Raw genomic sequence first — 18,310 nt, forward strand, 5'->3', positions numbered from 1 at the left:
GGGCGCGACTGATCCACGCTGGCGGTGCATGATGCGGCGATGGACAATGACATCGTTGCAGTGATCGGGGCCGGGCCGGCAGGGCTGATGGCGGCGGAGACGATCGCCGCCGCGGGCCGTGGCGTCGTGGTGTTCGACCACATGCCGTCGGTCGGGCGGAAGCTGCTCATCGCCGGGCGCGGCGGGCTGAACCTCACCCACGGCGAGCCGCGCGATGCCTTCCTCGGCCGCTACGGCGGCGCCGAGGGCTGGCTCACGCCGGCGATCGTGGCTTTTCCACCCGCGGCGCTGATCGCCTGGGCGGAAGGGCTCGGGCAGGAGATTTTCACGGGCTCGAGCGGGCGGGTTTTTCCCCGCGCGATGAAGTCCTCTCCCCTCCTCCGCGCCTGGCTCGCCCGGCTGGACGCGCAAGGGGTGCGCATCGCCACGCGGCACCGCTGGATCGGCCGTGACGAAAACGGAATGTTACGATTCGACACGCCATCAGGCCTCGTCGCGGTCCACCCTGCCGCTTCCGTGCTCGCGCTCGGCGGAGCCTCCTGGCCGCGGCTCGGGTCGGACGGCGGTTGGCAGGCGCTGCTGCCGGGCATCCGCATCGCTCCACTCGTGGCCGCCAATTGCGGCATGCTGGTCGCGTGGTCGGAGATGTTCCGAGCGCGCCATTCCGGCATGCCGCTCAAGCGCATCGCCATCACCTTCCGCGGCCGTACCGTGCGCGGCGAAGCCATGGTGACCCAGACAGGCCTCGAGGGCGGCGCCATCTATGCCCTCTCAGCCGCGCTGCGCGATGGCCTTGCGGTCGAGGACGGTGCGACGCTCACACTCGATCTCCGCCCGGACCTGCCCCGCGCCGCGCTGGCCGAGCGTGTCGCCGCACCACGGCGCGGGCAGTCTCTCTCGACCTTCCTGCGCAAGGCCGCGGGGCTCTCGCCGCCCGCGATCGGGCTGGTGCAGGAGGCACTGCATGCAGGCAGCACGGGGGCTGATCTCGCGGCACTGATCAAGGCGTTGCCGCTCACCATCACCGGCATGGCGGGGCTTGCGCGTGCGATCTCCTCGGCCGGCGGCATCGTGGCGGAGGAGTGCGACGCGCACTTCATGCTCCGCCAGTTGCCGGGCGTGTTCGTCTGCGGCGAGATGCTCGACTGGGAGGCACCGACCGGCGGCTACCTGCTGCAGGCCTGCTTCGCCACCGGCGTCGCGGCGGGAAGCGGCGTTCTCGCCTACCTGGACGCTCAGTGAGCCTGGCCAAGGTATAGCGCCGCCGCACGATCATCGGCGAGCAACGCCGCCGCCGGGCCGGCAAGCGCGACGCGGCCGCCATCGAGGATCGCGCCGCGATCGCTGATGGCCAGCGCCTGGCGCGCACGCTGCTCGATCAGCAGCACGGCCGCACCCAGGGCGGGCAATCCTTTGATGCGCGCGAAGGCACCGGCCACGAGCGTTGGCGCGAGCGCGGCGGTGGGTTCGTCGAGCACCATCAGGCGCGGCCGCGTCATCAGCGCACGCGCGAAGGCGAGCATCTGACGCTCCCCGCCCGAGAGTGAGCCGGCGCGCGCGCGCCTGCGCTCTGCCAGGGCGGGAAACGCCGCCATCAGCTCGGCGATGCGCGCCCGCGGCGCGGCCACACCCTCCACCACCTCGAGGTTCTCGACGACCGAGAGGGAGGGGAAGACGTTCGACACCTGCGGCACGTAGCCGATGCCGAGCCTGGCGCGACCCTCCGTCGGCACGCCGGTGATGTCGGCGCCATCGAGCGTGATCGTCCCCGCCACGCGCGGCAGCAGGCCCACCAGCGCCTTGGCGAGCGTCGACTTGCCCGCGCCGTTCGTTCCGGCGACGGTCAGGATCTCGCCGGCCTCGAGCGTCAGGTCGATGCCGTTGAGGATGTCGACCTCGCCATACCCGCCGCGAAGATCGCCGATCGCGAGAAGGCTCACGCGCTGCCTCCCAGATAGGCCTCGCGCACCGCGGCATCGGCCAGCACCGCGGCAGGCGGGCCGGAGGCGATGACCCGGCCGCGATCCATCACGTGGATGTCGCCGACGAGGCGTGTCAGTGCGGGCAGGTCATGCTCGATGATCAGGAAGCCGATGCCGCGCGCGTTCAGCGCCCTGATATGGGCCGAGAGCGCCTCCACCAGCACGGGGTTCACCCCGGCGAAGGGCTCGTCGAGCAGGATCAGCGCCGGGTCCGTCATCAGCGCGCGGCCGAGCTCCAGCAGCTTCTTCTGCCCGCCGGAGAGCTTGCCGGCTGGCGTATCGGCCACGGGGTCGAGGCGGAGGAAGGCGATGGTGTCGGCCACGCGCGCGGCGGCCGCCTGCTCCTCGACCCGCACCATCGCGGGACGGAGGAACAGGCCGCGCAGCGTCTCGCCGCTCTGCCCCGGCACGGCGGCCATCAGGTTCTCGCGCACGGTCAGGTGGGCGAACTCGCGCGGCACCTGGAAGGTGCGCACCATGCCGCGCCGCGCCCGCTCATGTGCCGCAAGCCTGGTGATGTCGGCGCCATCGAGCGTCACGCTGCCGGCATCGGGCGCGAGGAAACCGCTGACCAGCGAGAACAGCGTCGACTTGCCCGCCCCGTTCGGCCCGATGATGCCGACGAGGCCGCCCTTCGGCACCGTGAGGCTGACGGCATCCACGGCACAGAATCCGCCCCAGGACTTTGCGAGATCGGCGAGAACGAGGCTCATCTGCGCGTGTAGTCGCCCATGAGGCCCTGCGGCCGGTAGAGCGTGAACAGCACGAGTGCGAGGCCGACGGCTCCGATCCGCACGCTTGCCATGTCGACGGCCGAGATGAACGGCACCACATCGCGCAGGAAGCGGCTGCCCTCGAGGAACAGCATCAGCAGGAGCGAGCCGACGATCGCACCCGAGATGCGCCCGACACCGCCCATGATGATCGCCATCCACACATAGAAGGTCACGAGCGGGATGAACTGGTCAGGCACGATGTAGCCGATGTAGTGCGCGTAGAAGGCCCCCGCGATGCCGGCAAGTGCCGCGCCGAGCATGAGCACGCGGATCTTGAAGCGTGCTGGGTCCTTGCCCAGCGCGCGCACCGCCTCCTCGTTGTCGCGGATCGCCTCGATCATCCGGCCGAACGGGCTCTTCACCAGGCGGAAGAACAGCCACACCGCGGCGGCGTTGACGGCCAGCAGCACGCCGAGGATCGCAAGCGCCGAGGGCATCCCGACGCCAAGCCCCTCGAACAGGCGGGGGATACCGGGAATGCCCTGCACACCGTTGGTCAGCCATCGCTCCGACGTGACGACGAGGCGCACCGTCTCACTGAAGCCCAGCGTCACGATCGCGAAGTAATCATCCCGCAGCCGAAGCGAGACGAGCCCGATCGGCCAAGCGGCGAGGCCGGCGAGCACCGCGGCGGCGACGAAGCCGACGACGATCGGCATGCCCCCTGTGGTCGAGAGGATCGCCGCGGCATAGGCGCCGATGCAGAAGAACCCGACATGGCCGAAATTGATCAGCCCCGTGAGGCCGTAGTGCAGCGTCAGCCCGAGCGAGAGCAGCACGTAGATCAGCGCGATCGCCGCGATCGCCGCGAGATAGGCCTCCATCAGCGCACCCCCTCGACACGCCCGAACAACCCACGCGGGCGCACCAGCAGCACCACGAGCATCACCACGAAGGAGAGCGCGATCTTGTAGGTGAAGCCCACCACGGGGGTGGCCATCTCCTGCGCGATGCCGATGATGAGGCCAGCGACCACCGCACCCGCCGGGTTGCCGATGCCGCCGAGGATGGCGGCCGCGAACCCCGGCAGCAGCATCTCCCACCCCATCTCGGGTGACACGACCGTACGAAGGCCCAGGATGACGCCGGCGACGGCCGCGACCGCCCCGGCGAGCAGCCACAGCGCCACCATGACCCGCACCGGCGAGATGCCCGAGACGCGCGCAAGCGCCGGGTCGTCGGCCACCGCGCGCATCCGCCGGCCGATCGGCGTCAGGTAGAGGGTCGCGAACACGACCGCGAGCGAGGCAATGGCCGTCGCGGCGAGCCTGAGGTCGTTCGGGTGGATGCGCACGCCCTGGAACCGCCAGGGGCGGACGAGCGGCACCTGGAACACCTGCTGCGTATGGCCGAAGGCGAGCGACAGGCCTGCGCGGATGATGAAGCCGATGCCGATCGAGGCGACGAGGAGCGCCACCGTAGAGCGGTTGGACAGCCTGCGGAAAACGAGTGCGTAGGCAGCCAGCCCGACAGCGGCACCGCCGAGTGCTCCGATCGCGCCCCCGATCAGCATGGAGCCCGTCGCCGCATGCCCGGCCAGCGCGCCATAGGCGCCGAGGGTCATCGTGTCGCCGGTCGCGGCATTGGGGAACCGCGCGATGCCGAAGACGAGCGTGATCGACAGCGCCACGAGCCCGATGACGAGCCCCGACACAAGGCCGGCGATGAGGAGTTCGATCCAGAAAACCATGGGCGATTGGGGCGGCCCCGGAGGACCGCCCCGGAAAGATCAGATCGACACGACGTAGCGTCGCTCGAGCTGGCCCTTGGTGATGAAGAACACGCCGAAATCGGGCGTCACGTCACCGAACTGGTCGAAGTCGAGAACCGACGACGCGCCCTGGTAGTTGATGGCGCGGCCCGCGGCGAGCGCCGCCTTGCCGGCCGCGAAGGTGTACACCTCCTCGCCGGGCGGGTTGGCCACCTCGCGCATCTTGGCGTTGATCGCCGCCATGTCGGCGTTCGGCCCTGCCGCTTCCATCGCGAGCGCCAGCGTGATCACCATGTCCCACGTCATCGCGGCATAGACGTTGCTCGCCCCCGGCTGGTTCATCGCGCGGCGATGCACCTGGTCGAAATGCGCGAAGGAGGGCGCACGCTCGTTCGAGACGCTGTCGACCGAGATGATGCCCTCCGTCACCTGCGCACCCAGCGCCTGGATGAGCTGCGGGTTCGCGGCCCAGCCCGGGATGATCCAGCGCGTGTTCTCGCCCGATTGGAACCATTCGCGGAGAATGATGGTCGTGTCGGGCAGGAACGATCCCATCACGATCACGTCCGGCCGCGCGGCGAGGACGCGCTGCAGCTCGGCGCGGTAGGAGGGCTGGTTCGGCTCGTAAACAACCTCCGCGACGACACGGTTGCCCTTCGCCTCCCACGCGCGCTTGAAGCCGTTGGTGTTGCCGATGCCCGAGGCGTTGTTGAACGCCATGGTCGCTGCGCGCTTGAACCCCTCGCGCGTGGCGATCTCGGCGAAGGCGCGGCCGAAACGGTCATTCGTCGCCTGAAACCGGTAGGAGAGGCCCTTGGCGTTGGCCGGCGGCACCGACAGCGCCGGCGCGCCGGAGGTGTTCAGCAGCAGGATGTTCGCGTCGTTCGTCAGCGGAACGACCGCGAGCGACACGCCGGATGACCAGGTGCCGACGATGGCGCGGACGTTGTTCACCTCGATCAGCTTCTTCGCCGCGAGCACCGCTGCCTGGGGCGAGGTCTGGCTGTCCTCGGCGAACACCTCGATGCGCCGGCCGCCCGCACCGCCCGCCGCGTTCACCTCCTCGACGGCGGCGAGGATCATCTTCTGCATACCGCTGCCATAGGGGCTGCCGGCCCCCGTGACCGGGTTCAGCGCGCCGATGCGGAAGGTCGCGGCTTGCGCGTTCACCGATACCGGCACCGCGGTGAGCGCCAGCGCGCCACCAACGCCACCCAAAAGCGTCCTGCGATTCATCGTCGTCATCCCGGAACTCCCCTTCCTGGTCGTTGTCACAGCGTATTCTTCACGAAGCGCCCGCCGAGCATGATGGCGGGCATGTGCGCACCTTGGCGCGTCAGCAGTGCCAGATCGGCCAGCGGATTGCCATCGACCACCACGAGGTCGGCGAAGGCGCCAGGCGCGACCGCGCCGATCCTGCCCTCCATGCGCAGCAGCTTCGCGGCAACGAAGGTGGCGGACGCGATCACCTCCTGCGCCGGCAGCACGCGGCCGCGGATCACGAACTCCTCCGACTGGTGGCGGTGCATCTCGGCGAGGAGGTCGGTGCCGAAGGCCATGGTGAGGCCGGCCGCCTTGATGATCTCGAGGCTGCGCATGCCCGCGCCACGCACGGTCTCGATCTTGCCCACGCTGTCGGGCGGGAAGCCCATCGCGGCGCCCTCGTTCGCGAGCGCCTCGTAGGTGACGAGCGTCGGCACGGCGTAGCAGCCGGCAGCGGCAGCGGCACGCGCCGTTGCGGGCTCGATCAGGTTGCAGTGCTCGAGGCTGTGCACGCCGCACTCGATCGCGCGCGCGATCGCCACATCGGTGTAGAGATGCGCCGAGACATAGGTGCCGGCATCCTCCGCCTCCTCCACCACCGCGCGCAGCTCCTCGCGGGAGAAGCCGAGGAAGTGGATCGGGTCGGTCGGTGACGCCACACCGCCATTTGCCATGATCTTGATGAAGTCGGCGCCGTTCTTGATCTCCTCGCGCGCCGCGCGGCGGATCTCGGGAACGCCATCGCACAGCCGGCCCATCGCGCCGAGGCGCCAGTGCGGCTGCGGACGGTCATCGTAGCGGCCGCGGAAATCGGTGTGCCCGCCCGTCTGCGACAGCGCCTTGCCGGAGATGTTGAGTCGCGGGCCATCGAACAGCCCCTCGTCACGCGCCATCCGCAGCGCATGCGTGGCGCCGCCGACATCGCGCACGGTGGTGAAGCCGCGCATCAGCATCCCATGCATGATCTTGGCCGCCCGGTGCGCCACGATCGCATCGGGCAGCGCTGCGTTGATGCCGAGATTGGCGTTGCAGGCCACCACGTGCACATGCGCGTCGATCAGCCCCGGCATCAGGGTGCGCCCGCCGAGGTCGATCACCTCGGCGGAGGCGGAGGCGACGGCCGGGCCCACCTCGCGGATCGTGCCGTCCTCGACCAGGACCGAAACGGGATCGGACGGCGCAGGTGCGCTGCCGTCGACGATGCGGGCATTCTTGAGCAGGATCACGCGCGGTCCTCGTGCCTTGGGGCTTGGGGGCTTCTCCTTAGCAGGCCGCGTTGCAGCGGCCAAACGTCTCCCGATTGCGGTCGCCGCCCGGCAGCCCTACCGTTGCGTGATGCAGCACCGGTCCTCATGATGGCGCTTCTCTCGGTCCGCGGCCTAGCCCGCTCCTACTACGGCGTCCGCGCCATCGCCGGGCTCGACCTCGACGTGTCGGGCGGCACCATCACCGGGCTCATCGGCCCGAATGGCGCGGGCAAGACCACGGCCTTCAACGTGATCTCCGGCCTGGTGCCGCCCGATGCGGGCACCGTCACCTTCGACGGGACCGACATCACCGGCTTCAGGCCCGACCAGATCACGCGGCGCGGCCTCGTCCGCACGTTCCAGATCGCGCGCGGCTTTCCGCGCCTCTCGGTGCTCGAGAACCTGATGCTCTACGGCGCGCGGCAACCCGGCGAGAGCCTTCCCGTTGCGCTGTTCGGCGCGTGGGCCGCGCGGGAGGACGAGCTCCGCGAGCGCGCGATGGCAACGGCCAGGCGCCTGAACCTGTTGCGGGTGGCAAACAATGCGGCGTCGGACCTTTCGGGGGGGCAGAAGAAGCTGCTCGAGATCGGCCGCGCGCTGATGACCGACCCGAGGATGATCATGCTCGACGAGCCGATCGCCGGGGTGAACCCGACCCTCTCGGCCCAGATCGGCGAACACCTGCTGACGCTGCGCGACGAGGGCATCACCTTCCTGATCATCGAGCACCACATGGATGCGATCGCGCGGCTGTGCGACCCGGTGATCGTGATGGCCGAAGGCCGGAAGCTGACGGAAGGCCCGTTCTCCGCCATCGCCGCCGACCATGCCGTGCAGGAAGCCTATATGGGCCGCCGCGCCGGGCACCTGGCCGCCGCCACGCCATGACGGAGTACCTGCTCGAGGCGCGCGGCGTCGTCGCCGGCTATGCGGCCGCCGACATGATCCTCAAGGGCGTCGACCTTGCTGTGGCGCCGCACGAGGTGGTGGCGATCATCGGGCCGAACGGCGCGGGCAAATCGACGCTTCTGAAGGCAATCGCGGGCATCCTCACCCCCTCGGCCGGAACGATCACGCTGGCAGGCGCGCCGATCCAGGGCCGGCCCGCGCGCGAGATCTGCGCGTCAGGACTGGCGTTCGTGCCGCAGGAGGCGAACGTGTTCCCGACCATGTCGGTGCGCGAGAACCTCGAGATGGGCGGCTTCGTGCAGCCGCGCGAAACCAGGCAGCGCATCGAGGAAATCTTCGTCCGCTTCCCGATCCTGGCCGAGAAGCGCCGCCAGGCCGCCCGCACGCTGTCGGGCGGGCAGCGCCAGATCCTCGCGATGGCGATGGCGCTGATGGTGGCACCCAAGCTGCTGCTGCTCGACGAACCCTCGGCCGGGCTCTCGCCGATCGCTGCGGAGAAGCTGTTCGACACGATCCGCGGCATCCACGCCGAAGGCACAGCGATCGCGATGGTGGAGCAGAACGCGCTCGAGGCGCTGGCGATCGCGCATCGGGGCGTCATCCTCGTCGATGGCCGCAACGCGCGCGAGGGGGCGGCTGCGGAGCTCGCCACCGACCCCGACGTGCGGCGCATCTTCCTCGGCGGCTGAAACCGCGCCATGCTGATGCAAACGCGCAACGGGAGACCAACGATGACGTTCCTCGCCACGCGCCGCGCGGTTACCGCCGGCCTTGCCCTGTCGCCGCTCTTCGCCCCCTCGGTGCTCCGCGCGCAGGGTGAGCCGATCCGCCTCGGCACGCTCATGCCGCTCACCGGCGCCGGCGGGCCCTATGGCCCCTCGATGCGCAAGGCGGTCGAGGGCGTCGTCGAGTCCGTCAACAGCGCCGGCGGCATCGGCGGGCGGCGCATCCAGCTCTATGGCGAGGACAGCCAGACCAACCCGGACGCCGCAGTGCGCGCCGCCCGCAAGCTGATCGACGTCGATCGCGTCTCGGCCATCATGGGCACCTGGGCGAGTGCCGTGACCACCGCGGTAGCGCCGCTGGCGTGGGAGAGCCGCACGATGCTCTTCACCGTGTCGGGGGCCGACAGCATCACGCAGCTGCCGCATCGCGGCTACATCATCCGCACCCAGCCGAACTCGACGCTGCAGATCACCAAGCTCTCGGAGTTCCTTGGCCAGCAGGGGGCGAAGCGCATCTTCATCCTGGCGGCGCAGACGCCGTTCGCGCTGTCGAACAAGGAGATCCTCGAGCGCGAGATGCCGAAATACGGCGGCCAGGTGCTCGGCCAGACGATCTATGACCGGGAGAAGACCGTGTTCCGCTCCGAGGTCGACCAGGCCCTGCGCGCCCGGCCCGACTACATCTTCCTCAACGGCTACACGCCTGACGTGACCATCCTGCTGCGCGAGCTGTTCCGCGCCGGCTGGACGGGCGGCAAGGTTGCGCCGGCCTACGCGATCAACCAGCGCCTGCTCGACAGCCTGCCGGCGGACGTGACGAACGGCGCGGTCACCTGGGCCCCCTCGCCCGACATCGAGAGCCCGGCGTTCAAGCGGCTGCAGGCCCTGCTGGGCACAAATGATCCCGATCCCTATTCCTGCCAGACGAACGACCATGCCGCGCTCGCCGCGCTCGCCATCGCCAAGGCGGGTGCCGCGACGGGCGATGCCATCCGCGAGAACGTGCGAAAGATCGCACAAGGGGCTGGCGAGCGCGTGACGGAGGTGACGGAGGGCCTGCGCCTGCTCGCCGCTGGACGCGAGATCAACTACGCCGGTGCGTCGGGCGCGTGCGACTTCACCGACAACGGCGACATCCTCACCTGCCCGTTCCGCTACGAGCAGGCGGAAGGGGCGAAGCTGAAGACGATCCGCATCTCGTAACGTTCCGGTGCTGTCGCATGTGATCGAGGAGCTGCCGCAGCTCATCGTCAACGGCCTGGTGGTGGGCACGATCCTCGCGCTGCCCGCCATCGGCTTCACCGCCATCTACGCCGTGCTGCGCTTCCCGAACTTCACGGTGGCGAGCCACGCGACGATGGGCGCCTATGCGGGGTTCGTGGCGAATGTCTGGCTCGGCCTGCCGATCGTGCCGAGCCTCGCCCTCGCCTTCATCGTGCCTGCCCTCTCGGGGCTTGCCTGCGACGAATACGTGCTGAAGCCGCTGCGCCGCACCTCGGCAGCGACCGGGCCGATGGCAGCGGCGATCGCGGCGGTGGCGCTGACCATCGCGCTCGAGAACGTCATCCGCTTCGTGTTCGGCAACGACCTGCGCGGCTATGACCTGCCTGTCTACCGTGACTGGCGGTTTGACCTTGGCTTCGCCTTCCTCCGCGTCGGGCCGCAGCAGGTGGAGAACGCGATCATCTCGGTGGTGGTGATGGCGGGCGTGTTCACCTTCCTGGCCTTCACGCGCACGGGCAAGATGATGCGCGCGGTGGCCGACAACCCCTCACTCGCCGGCATCAAGGGCATCAACGCCGAGACTGTCGCACGGCTCGCCTCGCTCATCGGCATGGGGCTTGTCGGCGTGGGGGGCATGCTGCTCGGCCTCGACACCTCGATCGACCCGCTGACAGGCTTCCGCGCCGTGCTGACGGTGTTCGCCGCCGCCGTGGTGGGCGGACTTGGCAGCATTCCAGGTGCGGTCGTTGGCGCGATGGTGGTGGGCATCGGCGAGGAATTGTCGCTCCTCGTGCTCGATGCTTCCTACCGCACGGCGGTCGGGTTCATCGCGATCATCGTCGTGCTCACCTTCCGCCCGCGCGGCATCCTTGGCGAGCGAGCGTACTGAAATGGAAAACTACCTCGTCGCGATGGCCGTGTTCGCCGGGCTGTACGGGCTCATGGCGCTCGGCCTCAACGTGATCTGGGGCATGACCGGGATGATCAATCTCGGCCTCGTGGGGTTCATGGCGGTCGGTGCCTATACCTCGGCGCTCCTCACCGTCCGCCACGCGCACTGGCCGATGTGGGCGGGAGTGATCGCGGCGACGATCGTTTCCGGCATCGCGGGCGCTGTCGTCGCGCGCATCACCGCCCGGCTGAAGGGCGACTACCTGGCCATCGTCACGCTGGGCTTCTCCGAGGTGGTGCGCCTCGTCGCCTCCAACGAGATCCGGTTCACCAACGGAACGGATGGCATCAGCGCCATCCCGGGACCATTCCGTGGCGAGGTGGCGCCCGCGACGTTCAACCTGATCTATCTCGGCATCGTCGCCGCGGCCCTGCTCGTCGTCTACCTGCTCTGCCAGCGGCTGCGGCATTCACCGTATGGCCGCGTGCTGCGCGCGATCCGTGACGATGACCAGGTGACGTCGGTTGCCGGCAAGCCGGTGCTGCGCTTCAAGACGGAGGCCTTCGCGATCGGTGCAGCCATTACCGGGTTCGCGGGCGCCCTCTATGGCCACTACAACGCCTATATCGCGCCGGAAGGCTTCGTGCCGCTGATCACGATCTACATCGTGCTCTCGCTCACGGCGGGCGGCACGGGAACGAACGCGGGTGCCGTCGTCGGCGCAGCGCTCGTCGTCGCCTTCATGGAAGGGACGCGCTTTGTCGTCGCCGAGATTCCCGGCCTCGCCGCGGTGCAGGTCGCTGCCGTGCGCGAGTTCATGATCGCTGCCCTTCTCATCCTCGTGCTGCGCTACCGGCCGCAGGGGCTGTTCCCCGAACGCCACGCACGCCACGCAACCCCGGACACGACACCATGACACGCCCCCAAGGCCCCCTCGCCGACCCAGCGCCCTATCTCGCCGCACTCGCCGATGCGATGCGCGATGCTGACCAGCCAACCCCCTCCCTCGCCGCGCTCGAACGCACCTGTGCGGCGACGCTCGGGCACATCCTCTTCACCGTCCTGCTCCGCCACGAGGCGACGGGTGAGGCGGAACGGTTCTGGACCAGCCACCCGAAGGAATACCCCGTCGGCGGCCGCAAGCCGCTGAACCCGACGTTCTGGACAGACCATGTGCTGAAGCAGCAGCGCCCCTATCTCGGCAACGACTACGAGGCGGTGAAGGCGGTGTTCTTCGACCATGAGTTGATCCGCAGCCTCGGCTGCGAGAGCGTGCTGAACATTCCCGTGGTCTGGAACGGCCGCGCGCTCGGCACCATCAACCTGCTGCACGAGGCAGGCTGGTACCGGAAGGATGACATTCCGCTTGCGCGTACCATCGCGGCCCTGGCCGTGCCAGCCTACCTGATGCTCGTCAATCGCTGAGAAGGGAGACAGACATGGGGTTCCTCAGCCGCACCGTCGCCGCCTATCGCCGCAGCCTGATGGACGCGATGATGGACAGGATGCGCTGTGACGCCATCGCCTTCGTCTCCGGCGATTTCTTCCAGTTCGGCACCAATTTCCACACCGACGTGCTGCCGTGGGAACGCCCGGTCCTGCTCGTCGTGCCGCGCAACGGCGAGCCCTTCGCGGTGATGCACGAGCTCTCCACCAACCACATCCGCTTCGCGCGCGAGGCGCAGCGCATGTGGGTGGACGACATCACGATGTACGCCGAGCATCCGCGCGTCGGCGCGAGGCTGCCGCTCTATCCGCAGTGGCCGGAGATGGTGGCGGAACTCCTGAAGGCGAAGGGGCTTGGGCACGCGCGGATCGCGGCCGATGCCGCCGGCGGCCCGCTGGCCCGCGCGATCGCGCTGCTGCCCGAGGCGAAGCTGATCCCAGCGACTGCCGAGTGCCGCGCGCTTCGCTTCGTGAAATGCGCGGAGGAACTCGCCGTGATGCGCGAGGCAGCCTCGCTGACCGACTGGGTGCAGGAGCGCTACCGCGAGAACATCCGCGAGGGCCGCCTGGTGCAGGAGCTCGACATGGCGATGGCAGCGCAGATGGTCGAGGAGGCCGGGCGGCGCTTCCCCGGCCAGAACATGGAGGTGATGCGGTGCTGGACGCTGTCGGGCCCCGCCTCCGCTGCCCCGCATGGCGATGGGCAGCCGACGGGTGCGCGCATCGCCAAGGGCCATGGCCTCGTCAACATCGTGGTCGCGCGGCTGAACGGCCTCGTCGTCGAGAATGAGCGCACGTGGTTCTGCGGCGCGCCATCCGACATCCAGGTGAAGGCCTACGAGGCAGCGACGGCGGCGAACGAGGCAGGCATCGCCGCACTCGTCGAAGGCAATCCCGTCTCGGCGTTCGATGCGGCGGCGCAAGGGGTGATCGAGGCAGCCGGTTTCGGCGCCAACATCCTGCACCGCACCGGCCACGGCATGGGAACGCTCGGCCACGAATTCCCCGACGACACGGCCTTCGTGCACCGGCCCCTGCTGGCGGGCGAGGTCTATTCCTGTGAGCCGGGCATCTACATCTGGGGTGTCGGCGGGTTCCGACAGGACGACACCGTCGTCGTCGGGCCGACGCCCGAGGTTCTGACCAATGCGCCGAAGGACCTCAAAAGCCAAACGGTGGGGTAGCGCAACGTTCCGGCTACGGCCCGAAGATCGGGTGCAGCACCCTGTCGCCTGAGCGGATGTCGAGCCGCTCCGCCGTTCCGGCGGCGAGTTCCAGCGTCGCGCGCACAGGCCCGTTCGAGGCAATGGTCGCCAGCGAATAGGGCACCGTGCGCTCGGCGATGCGGTGGATGCGGCCATCGACGGTGATGAACAGCATGTCGAGCGAGGCGATGGTATTGCGCATCCACATCGTCGACTCGCGCGGGCTGCCCCAGTCGAACAGCATGCCGCCATCGGCGGGCACGGTCGGGCGGAACATCAGCCCCACCGCCTGCTGTTCCGGCGTCAACGCCATCTCGACATCGAACGCATGGCGCCTGCCGTCGCGCGTGACGATGACGAGGCGCTCCTTCGGCAGTTCCGGCTGCGGCCCGGTCTGTGCGCGCGCAGGCAGCGCGGCGGTGCCGAGCAGGGCGACGAGAAGCCGGCGGGTCAGGCGTGATGTCATGCCCACGCCGATAGCATGGCGGGGCGGAACAGCGCCATGGCGCGGGCGACGACATCGCGCACATCCTCGCGCACGGGCCCCTCGCGCGCGGCATCCCGCAGCGTCGTGAACCAGTGCGGCGCGGGGTTGCGGCCGGCGGCGCGGTTCAGCGTCAGCGCCCGCAGCACGGCTTCGGCCGTCTCAGGCAGGCGGTCTGGGATGTCCCAGCCGTTCAGCGTCGCCCACGCACCCGACCAGCAGCGCGCGACCGACCACGGGTTGTAGCCGCCGCCGCCGAGCAGGATGAAGCGGGGTGCGGCGCGCGCGAGAGCGGCGACGGTCGCCCAGTGCGCGTTGTTCGACAGCGCGAGGTCCGCCAGCGGGTCCTCCGCCAGCGCATCGGCCCCGCCCTGGAGCATGATCGCCGCGGGCCTCAGCGCATCGACCACCGGCAGGATCGCCGCCTCGAGGATGAAGCGCATCTCGCTGTCGTTGAGCCCCGCCGGCACGGGAATGTTCATCGCCCCACCGCCATGGGTGTCCTCCACCGCGCCGGTGCGCGGCCACCGCCCCGCCTCATGCACCGAGAGGGTGAACACGGCAGGGTCATTCGCGAAGGCGGCCTCGACCCCGTCACCATGATGCGCGTCGATGTCGACGTAGAGCAGCGGGGCGAGGCCGGCGTCACGCCAGGCCAGCAGGCCGAGTGCAGGGTCGTTCACGTAGCAGAAGCCGGAGGCGCGGGCGCGCATGCCGTGATGCGTCCCGCCGCCAGGGTTGTAGACGATGCCGCCCTCGGTGCCGGTGAGTGCCGCGGCAAGCAGCGTGCCGCCGGCGGCCGTGGCCGGGCGGCGGAACACCTCGCGGTAGACGGGGTTGCCGTTCGCGCCAATGCCGAAGCGTGAGCGCGTCGCCTCGTCCACCGCCTGGTCGGCCTCGGCGCGCTGGAGTGCCGCGATGTAGGCAGGATCGTGGAAGCGCGCCAGCGCCTCCGGGCTCGCGCGCGGGCTCTCGAGCACCTGTGCGGCGGGCAGCCAGCCGAGGGCCGCGCAGAGGTCGAGCGTCGCGGGAACACGGGGGATGGCGAGCGGATGCTTCGGCCCGTAGGTGGAGCCGCGGTAGATCTCGCTCGCGATCAGCCGTGGCGGCACGGTGCGGGCGCTACTCAGCCGCCTTCGTGCGAACGTCGGGCGGCACCACGGTCGCGACGATCGAGTTGTCGAGCGCCTCGTAGGCGCCGAGCCCGATCGTCTCGTAGAGCTCGGCCCGCGTCTGCATGTGCGGGAGGTGGTTCATCGTTCCGCCGTCGCGCCTGATCGCGGCGTAGAGAAGTTCCTGCGCCTTCGCCGCCACGCGGAGCGACGACACGGGCCAGATCACCATGCGGTAGCCCATCGCGGCGAAATCGGCTGCGGTGAAATACGGCGTACGGCCGAACTCGGTCATGTTCGCGAGCAGCGGGATGCCGGGCACCTCGCGGGCAAAGCGCTCGAACATCTCGCGCGTGGTCAGCGCTTCGGGGAAGATCGCGTCGGCCCCGGCCTCGCGGTAGAGCTTCGCGCGCGCGACCGCGGCCTCAAACCCTTCGACGCCGGCAGCATCGGTGCGCGCGATGATGAAGAGATGCCGCGCGGCCCGTTTTGCCGCCGCAACCTTCGCGGCCATCTCCTCCGGGGCGACGAGCTTCTTGTCGTTCAGGTGGCCGCATTTCTTCGGCAGGTCCTGGTCCTCGAGATGCACGGCCGCGGCACCCGCGTCCTCGAAGGCGCGCACCATGTGCATCGCGTTCAGCACGCCGCCATAACCCGTGTCGCCGTCGGCCAGGATCGGCAGGCCCGTCGCGCGCGCGATGGTGCGGATGAAGAAGCACGCCTCGTCGACCGTGATGATGCCGAGGTCGGGCAGGCCCATTGAGGCAGTCATCGCAGCGCCGGAAAGATACACCGCCTCGAACCCCGCCTTCCTGGCGAGCAGCCCCGCCATGCCGTTATGCGCACCCGGGATTTCGACGATGCCTGGTCTGGCCAGCAGTGAGCGGAACCGCTCGCCGGCAGGGGTGGTCGGCAGGTCGGCGTGGTCGAGATAGGGCATGGCGTCGCCTCCGTCTGGGACGCGGAGCTTAGCTCCGGAAGAAGATTACCGTCATCAGCGCGAACACCGGCAGCAGGATCACGGCGGCCCACAGAACGTAGCCGAAGAAGGAGGGCATCTTCACCCCCTGCTCCTCGGCGATCGAGCGGACCATGAAGTTCGGCGCGTTGCCGATATAGGAGTTCGCGCCCATGAAGACCGCGCCCGCCGAGATGGCGGCCAGGATGCTCGCCCCCTCGCCCATCAGTTGCTGCGCGTCACCACCCGCGAGATTGAAGAAGATCAGGTAGGTCGGCGCATTGTCGAGGAAGGACGACAGCAGGCCGGTGAGCCAGAAATACATCGCCGGGATCGGCTGTCCCGCGTCGTTCGTCACGAGATCGACGAGCGGGGCGGCGGCGCCGTCACGGCCTGCCTTCAGGATCGCGATGGCGGGAATGATCGTCACGAAGATCGCGGCGAACACCTTCGCCACCTCGATCATCGCCCCCCAGGTGAAGCCGTTGGCGTTGCGCACCAGCGGCGGCGTCGCCCAGATCGAGTAGGCGGCGATGGCGATCAGCAGAAAGTCCCCGATCACCACCTCGACGGCAAGCTCCTGCTTCAGGAACGTGACCGCGCCGGGGTGCCAGATGCCCTCCATCAGCACCACAAGCACGACGAGCATCAGGAGCGGGATGTTCACCCCGCCCTGGATGCGCAGCGGTTCGATCCTGCCCGTCTCCTCGCGCAGTTCGTCCGCGTCACGCCTGAAGTAGCGGCTGTCCATCTGGTGGTAGACGAGCAGCAGCAGCGCGGAGGCGAGCAGCAGCGGGGCGAACAGGTGCTCCGTCGGCCAGAAGAAGGCCACCCCCTTGAGGAAGCCGAGGAACAGCGGCGGATCGCCGAGCGGGGTGAGGCAGCCACCGATGTTCGACACGAGGAAGATGAAGAACACCATGGTGTGAACCCGGTGCTTCCGCCCCTCGTTGGCGCGCAGCATCGGCCGGACGAGCAGCATCGAGGCTCCCGTCGTCCCGGTCAGGCTCGCCATCGCCGTGCCGAGGGCGAGGATCGCGGTGTTGGTGCCTGGCGTGCCGCGCAGCGTGCCGGCGATGTGCACCCCGCCCGCCACGGTGAACAGCGCGAACAGCAGCAGCACGAAGGGAACGTATTCGAGCAGGGCGGTATGCATCAGCAGGTCGAACACAGGGCTGATGCCGAGGCGGGCTGAGGCCGGCACCAGGAAGGCGAGCGCCCAGCCGAGCATCACGAGGCCGTAGAAGCGGTGCCAGAAATGCCCGCTCACCAGCGGCACGATGGCGATGGACAGCAGCACGCCCACGAAGGGCAGCGTCCACCACAGCGAGAGTTTCGAGGCATCGACATCGGCCGCCTGCGCGGGCAGGGCGAACAGCCCCACGGCGGCGAGCGCGGCGAGGAACAGCCAGGGCTTCGAGTTCATTGGGATGACCGCCGGGTGACGCGACGAGGAGAGCGAACCGCTATACTCCCGCACCGAAGCCCCGGCAAACCCCTGGCCGCGGCCCGCATGCGGGCGTACGGCACGCGGGCTTTGCGCCGCCGACCCGCACGGGTAAGGTCCGGGAAGACGTTGCTATTGAACGACCACCCCGGGGCTGCCACGGCGCCCCGCACGCAAGGGGCGAGACACGATGGAAGTGACCCTATGGAGATGACGGGCGAGCGGCGCATCCCCGCGCCGCGGCAGATGGTCTGGCAGGCGCTGAACGACCCCGAGGTGCTGAAGGCCTCGATCCCAGGCTGCGAGCATATCGAGAAGCACAGCGACACGGAGATGTCGGCCCGCGTGGCGCTGCGGATCGGGCCGATGAATGCCCGCTTCGCCGGCAAGGTCCAGCTGTCCGACCTCGATCCCCCGAACGGCTACACCATCTCGGGCGAGGGCCAGGGCGGGGTTGCCGGCTTCGCCAAGGGCGGGGCCACCGTGAAGCTCGTCGATGACGGGCCCGGCACGTTGATGACGTATGACGTGAAGGCGCAGGTCGGCGGCAAGATGGCGCAGCTCGGCGCGCGGCTGATCGACAGCACGGCGCGCTCGATGGCCGACCAGTTCTTCGATCGCTTCGCCGCCCGGGTCGCGACCGATGCGGGCGCCGAGGCCCCTGCCCCCGTCGTCGCCACCATCTCACCCAGCCCTGCCGCTGGCCTCGGCAGGCTCCTCCGCTTCCCGCCGCCGGCCGAGATCGCCGGGCTTCCCACCGTGTTCTGGGGCGGGCTTGCGATCTGGATCGTGATCGTCGCGCTGATGGTGCTCTGAGCCGATGGCCCTGCCGGCCTGGGTGGCGGGGCTGGTCGCGCTCACTGCGCTGTTCCTCTGGCTCGGCCAATCCCTGTCATGACGCCTGCTCGCGTGACGGCGTGCCCTGTACG

19 protein-coding genes are annotated in these 18,310 nt (G+C 69.4%); 9 read left to right on the forward strand and 10 right to left on the reverse strand.

Features of this window, described 5'->3' with window-relative positions:
• Nucleotides 1-39: 39 nt before the first annotated feature.
• Nucleotides 40-1,242, forward strand: coding sequence for a TIGR03862 family flavoprotein (locus Q0C38_RS05445; RefSeq protein WP_291296049.1), 1,203 nt, complete (start codon nucleotides 40-42; stop codon nucleotides 1,240-1,242).
• Here the strand turns inward: Q0C38_RS05445 and Q0C38_RS05450 are convergent.
• Genes Q0C38_RS05450 through Q0C38_RS05475 form a run of 6 tightly spaced genes read right to left on the reverse strand, consistent with a single transcriptional unit; the run spans nucleotide 1,236 to nucleotide 6,958 of the window.
• The gene (locus Q0C38_RS05450; protein ID WP_291296050.1) at nucleotides 1,236-1,940 is read right to left on the reverse strand and encodes an ABC transporter ATP-binding protein; all 705 of its coding nucleotides are present in this window, start codon (nucleotides 1,938-1,940) and stop codon (nucleotides 1,236-1,238) included. The two genes, Q0C38_RS05445 and Q0C38_RS05450, sit on opposite strands and share 7 nt — an antisense overlap.
• A complete protein-coding gene (locus Q0C38_RS05455) occupies nucleotides 1,937-2,695 on the reverse strand; it encodes an ABC transporter ATP-binding protein (RefSeq protein WP_291296051.1) in 759 nt (252 codons plus the stop codon). Before Q0C38_RS05455 ends, Q0C38_RS05450 begins: the two co-directional genes overlap by 4 nt.
• The gene (locus tag Q0C38_RS05460) at nucleotides 2,692-3,582 is read right to left on the reverse strand and encodes a branched-chain amino acid ABC transporter permease (protein WP_291296052.1); all 891 of its coding nucleotides are present in this window, start codon (nucleotides 3,580-3,582) and stop codon (nucleotides 2,692-2,694) included. Before Q0C38_RS05460 ends, Q0C38_RS05455 begins: the two co-directional genes overlap by 4 nt.
• A complete protein-coding gene (locus Q0C38_RS05465; RefSeq protein WP_291296053.1) occupies nucleotides 3,582-4,448 on the reverse strand; it encodes a branched-chain amino acid ABC transporter permease in 867 nt (288 codons plus the stop codon). Before Q0C38_RS05465 ends, Q0C38_RS05460 begins: the two co-directional genes overlap by 1 nt.
• Nucleotides 4,449-4,487: 39 nt before the next feature.
• Entirely contained in the window at nucleotides 4,488-5,714 is a 1,227-nt protein-coding gene (locus Q0C38_RS05470) for an ABC transporter substrate-binding protein (protein ID WP_291296054.1), read from the reverse strand.
• A 26-nt stretch (nucleotides 5,715-5,740) separates the two neighbouring features.
• Entirely contained in the window at nucleotides 5,741-6,958 is a 1,218-nt protein-coding gene (locus Q0C38_RS05475; protein ID WP_291296055.1) for an amidohydrolase family protein, read from the reverse strand.
• 129 nt (nucleotides 6,959-7,087) lie between these two features.
• On the opposite strand from Q0C38_RS05475, the gene Q0C38_RS05480 reads away from it, so the two are divergent.
• From Q0C38_RS05480 to Q0C38_RS05510, 7 genes are read left to right on the forward strand one after another with little or no spacing between them, the layout of a single operon-like run.
• Nucleotides 7,088-7,867, forward strand: a complete 780-nt coding sequence (locus Q0C38_RS05480; RefSeq protein ID WP_291296056.1) for an ABC transporter ATP-binding protein — start codon at nucleotides 7,088-7,090, stop codon at nucleotides 7,865-7,867.
• A complete protein-coding gene (locus Q0C38_RS05485; RefSeq protein WP_291296057.1) occupies nucleotides 7,864-8,577 on the forward strand; it encodes an ABC transporter ATP-binding protein in 714 nt (237 codons plus the stop codon). The genes Q0C38_RS05480 and Q0C38_RS05485 overlap by 4 nt, the downstream gene beginning before the upstream one ends.
• A 42-nt stretch (nucleotides 8,578-8,619) precedes the next feature.
• Nucleotides 8,620-9,816: an ABC transporter substrate-binding protein gene (locus Q0C38_RS05490; RefSeq protein ID WP_291296058.1), complete on the forward strand. Its 1,197-nt coding sequence runs from the start codon at nucleotides 8,620-8,622 to the stop codon at nucleotides 9,814-9,816.
• Between the two features lie 7 nt (nucleotides 9,817-9,823).
• Nucleotides 9,824-10,726 (forward strand): branched-chain amino acid ABC transporter permease, encoded by a 903-nt coding sequence (locus Q0C38_RS05495; protein ID WP_291296059.1) that lies wholly within the window; start codon nucleotides 9,824-9,826, stop codon nucleotides 10,724-10,726.
• A 1-nt stretch (nucleotide 10,727) separates the two neighbouring features.
• Nucleotides 10,728-11,645, forward strand: a complete 918-nt coding sequence (locus tag Q0C38_RS05500) for a branched-chain amino acid ABC transporter permease (RefSeq protein WP_291296060.1) — start codon at nucleotides 10,728-10,730, stop codon at nucleotides 11,643-11,645.
• The gene (locus Q0C38_RS05505) at nucleotides 11,642-12,154 is read left to right on the forward strand and encodes a GAF domain-containing protein (protein WP_291296061.1); all 513 of its coding nucleotides are present in this window, start codon (nucleotides 11,642-11,644) and stop codon (nucleotides 12,152-12,154) included. The genes Q0C38_RS05500 and Q0C38_RS05505 overlap by 4 nt, the downstream gene beginning before the upstream one ends.
• 14 nt (nucleotides 12,155-12,168) lie before the next feature.
• The gene (locus tag Q0C38_RS05510) at nucleotides 12,169-13,359 is read left to right on the forward strand and encodes a Xaa-Pro peptidase family protein (RefSeq protein ID WP_291296062.1); all 1,191 of its coding nucleotides are present in this window, start codon (nucleotides 12,169-12,171) and stop codon (nucleotides 13,357-13,359) included.
• A 13-nt stretch (nucleotides 13,360-13,372) separates the two neighbouring features.
• Here Q0C38_RS05510 and Q0C38_RS05515 read toward each other — a convergent pair whose 3' ends face one another.
• Genes Q0C38_RS05515 through Q0C38_RS05530 form a run of 4 tightly spaced genes read right to left on the reverse strand, consistent with a single transcriptional unit; the run spans nucleotide 13,373 to nucleotide 17,360 of the window.
• On the reverse strand, nucleotides 13,373-13,846 hold the full coding sequence (locus Q0C38_RS05515; RefSeq protein WP_291296063.1) for a DUF192 domain-containing protein: 474 nt from the start codon (nucleotides 13,844-13,846) through the stop codon (nucleotides 13,373-13,375).
• A complete protein-coding gene (locus Q0C38_RS05520; RefSeq protein WP_291296064.1) occupies nucleotides 13,843-14,976 on the reverse strand; it encodes an acetoin utilization protein AcuC in 1,134 nt (377 codons plus the stop codon). The genes Q0C38_RS05515 and Q0C38_RS05520 overlap by 4 nt, the downstream gene beginning before the upstream one ends.
• A 10-nt stretch (nucleotides 14,977-14,986) precedes the next feature.
• Nucleotides 14,987-15,916 (reverse strand): methylisocitrate lyase, encoded by a 930-nt coding sequence (prpB, locus tag Q0C38_RS05525; RefSeq protein WP_291296065.1) that lies wholly within the window; start codon nucleotides 15,914-15,916, stop codon nucleotides 14,987-14,989.
• A gap of 28 nt (nucleotides 15,917-15,944) precedes the next feature.
• Nucleotides 15,945-17,360: a sodium:proton antiporter gene (locus Q0C38_RS05530; RefSeq protein ID WP_291296066.1), complete on the reverse strand. Its 1,416-nt coding sequence runs from the start codon at nucleotides 17,358-17,360 to the stop codon at nucleotides 15,945-15,947.
• Nucleotides 17,361-17,585: 225 nt separating this feature from the next.
• Here Q0C38_RS05530 and Q0C38_RS05535 point away from each other — a divergent pair, with 225 nt between their 5' ends.
• Nucleotides 17,586-18,197, forward strand: coding sequence for a carbon monoxide dehydrogenase subunit G (locus tag Q0C38_RS05535; protein WP_291296067.1), 612 nt, complete (start codon nucleotides 17,586-17,588; stop codon nucleotides 18,195-18,197).
• Nucleotides 18,198-18,310 lie beyond the last annotated feature (113 nt).

This window comes from Elioraea sp. (assembly GCF_022842375.1).
Taxonomy (GTDB): domain Bacteria; phylum Pseudomonadota; class Alphaproteobacteria; order Acetobacterales; family Acetobacteraceae; genus Elioraea_A.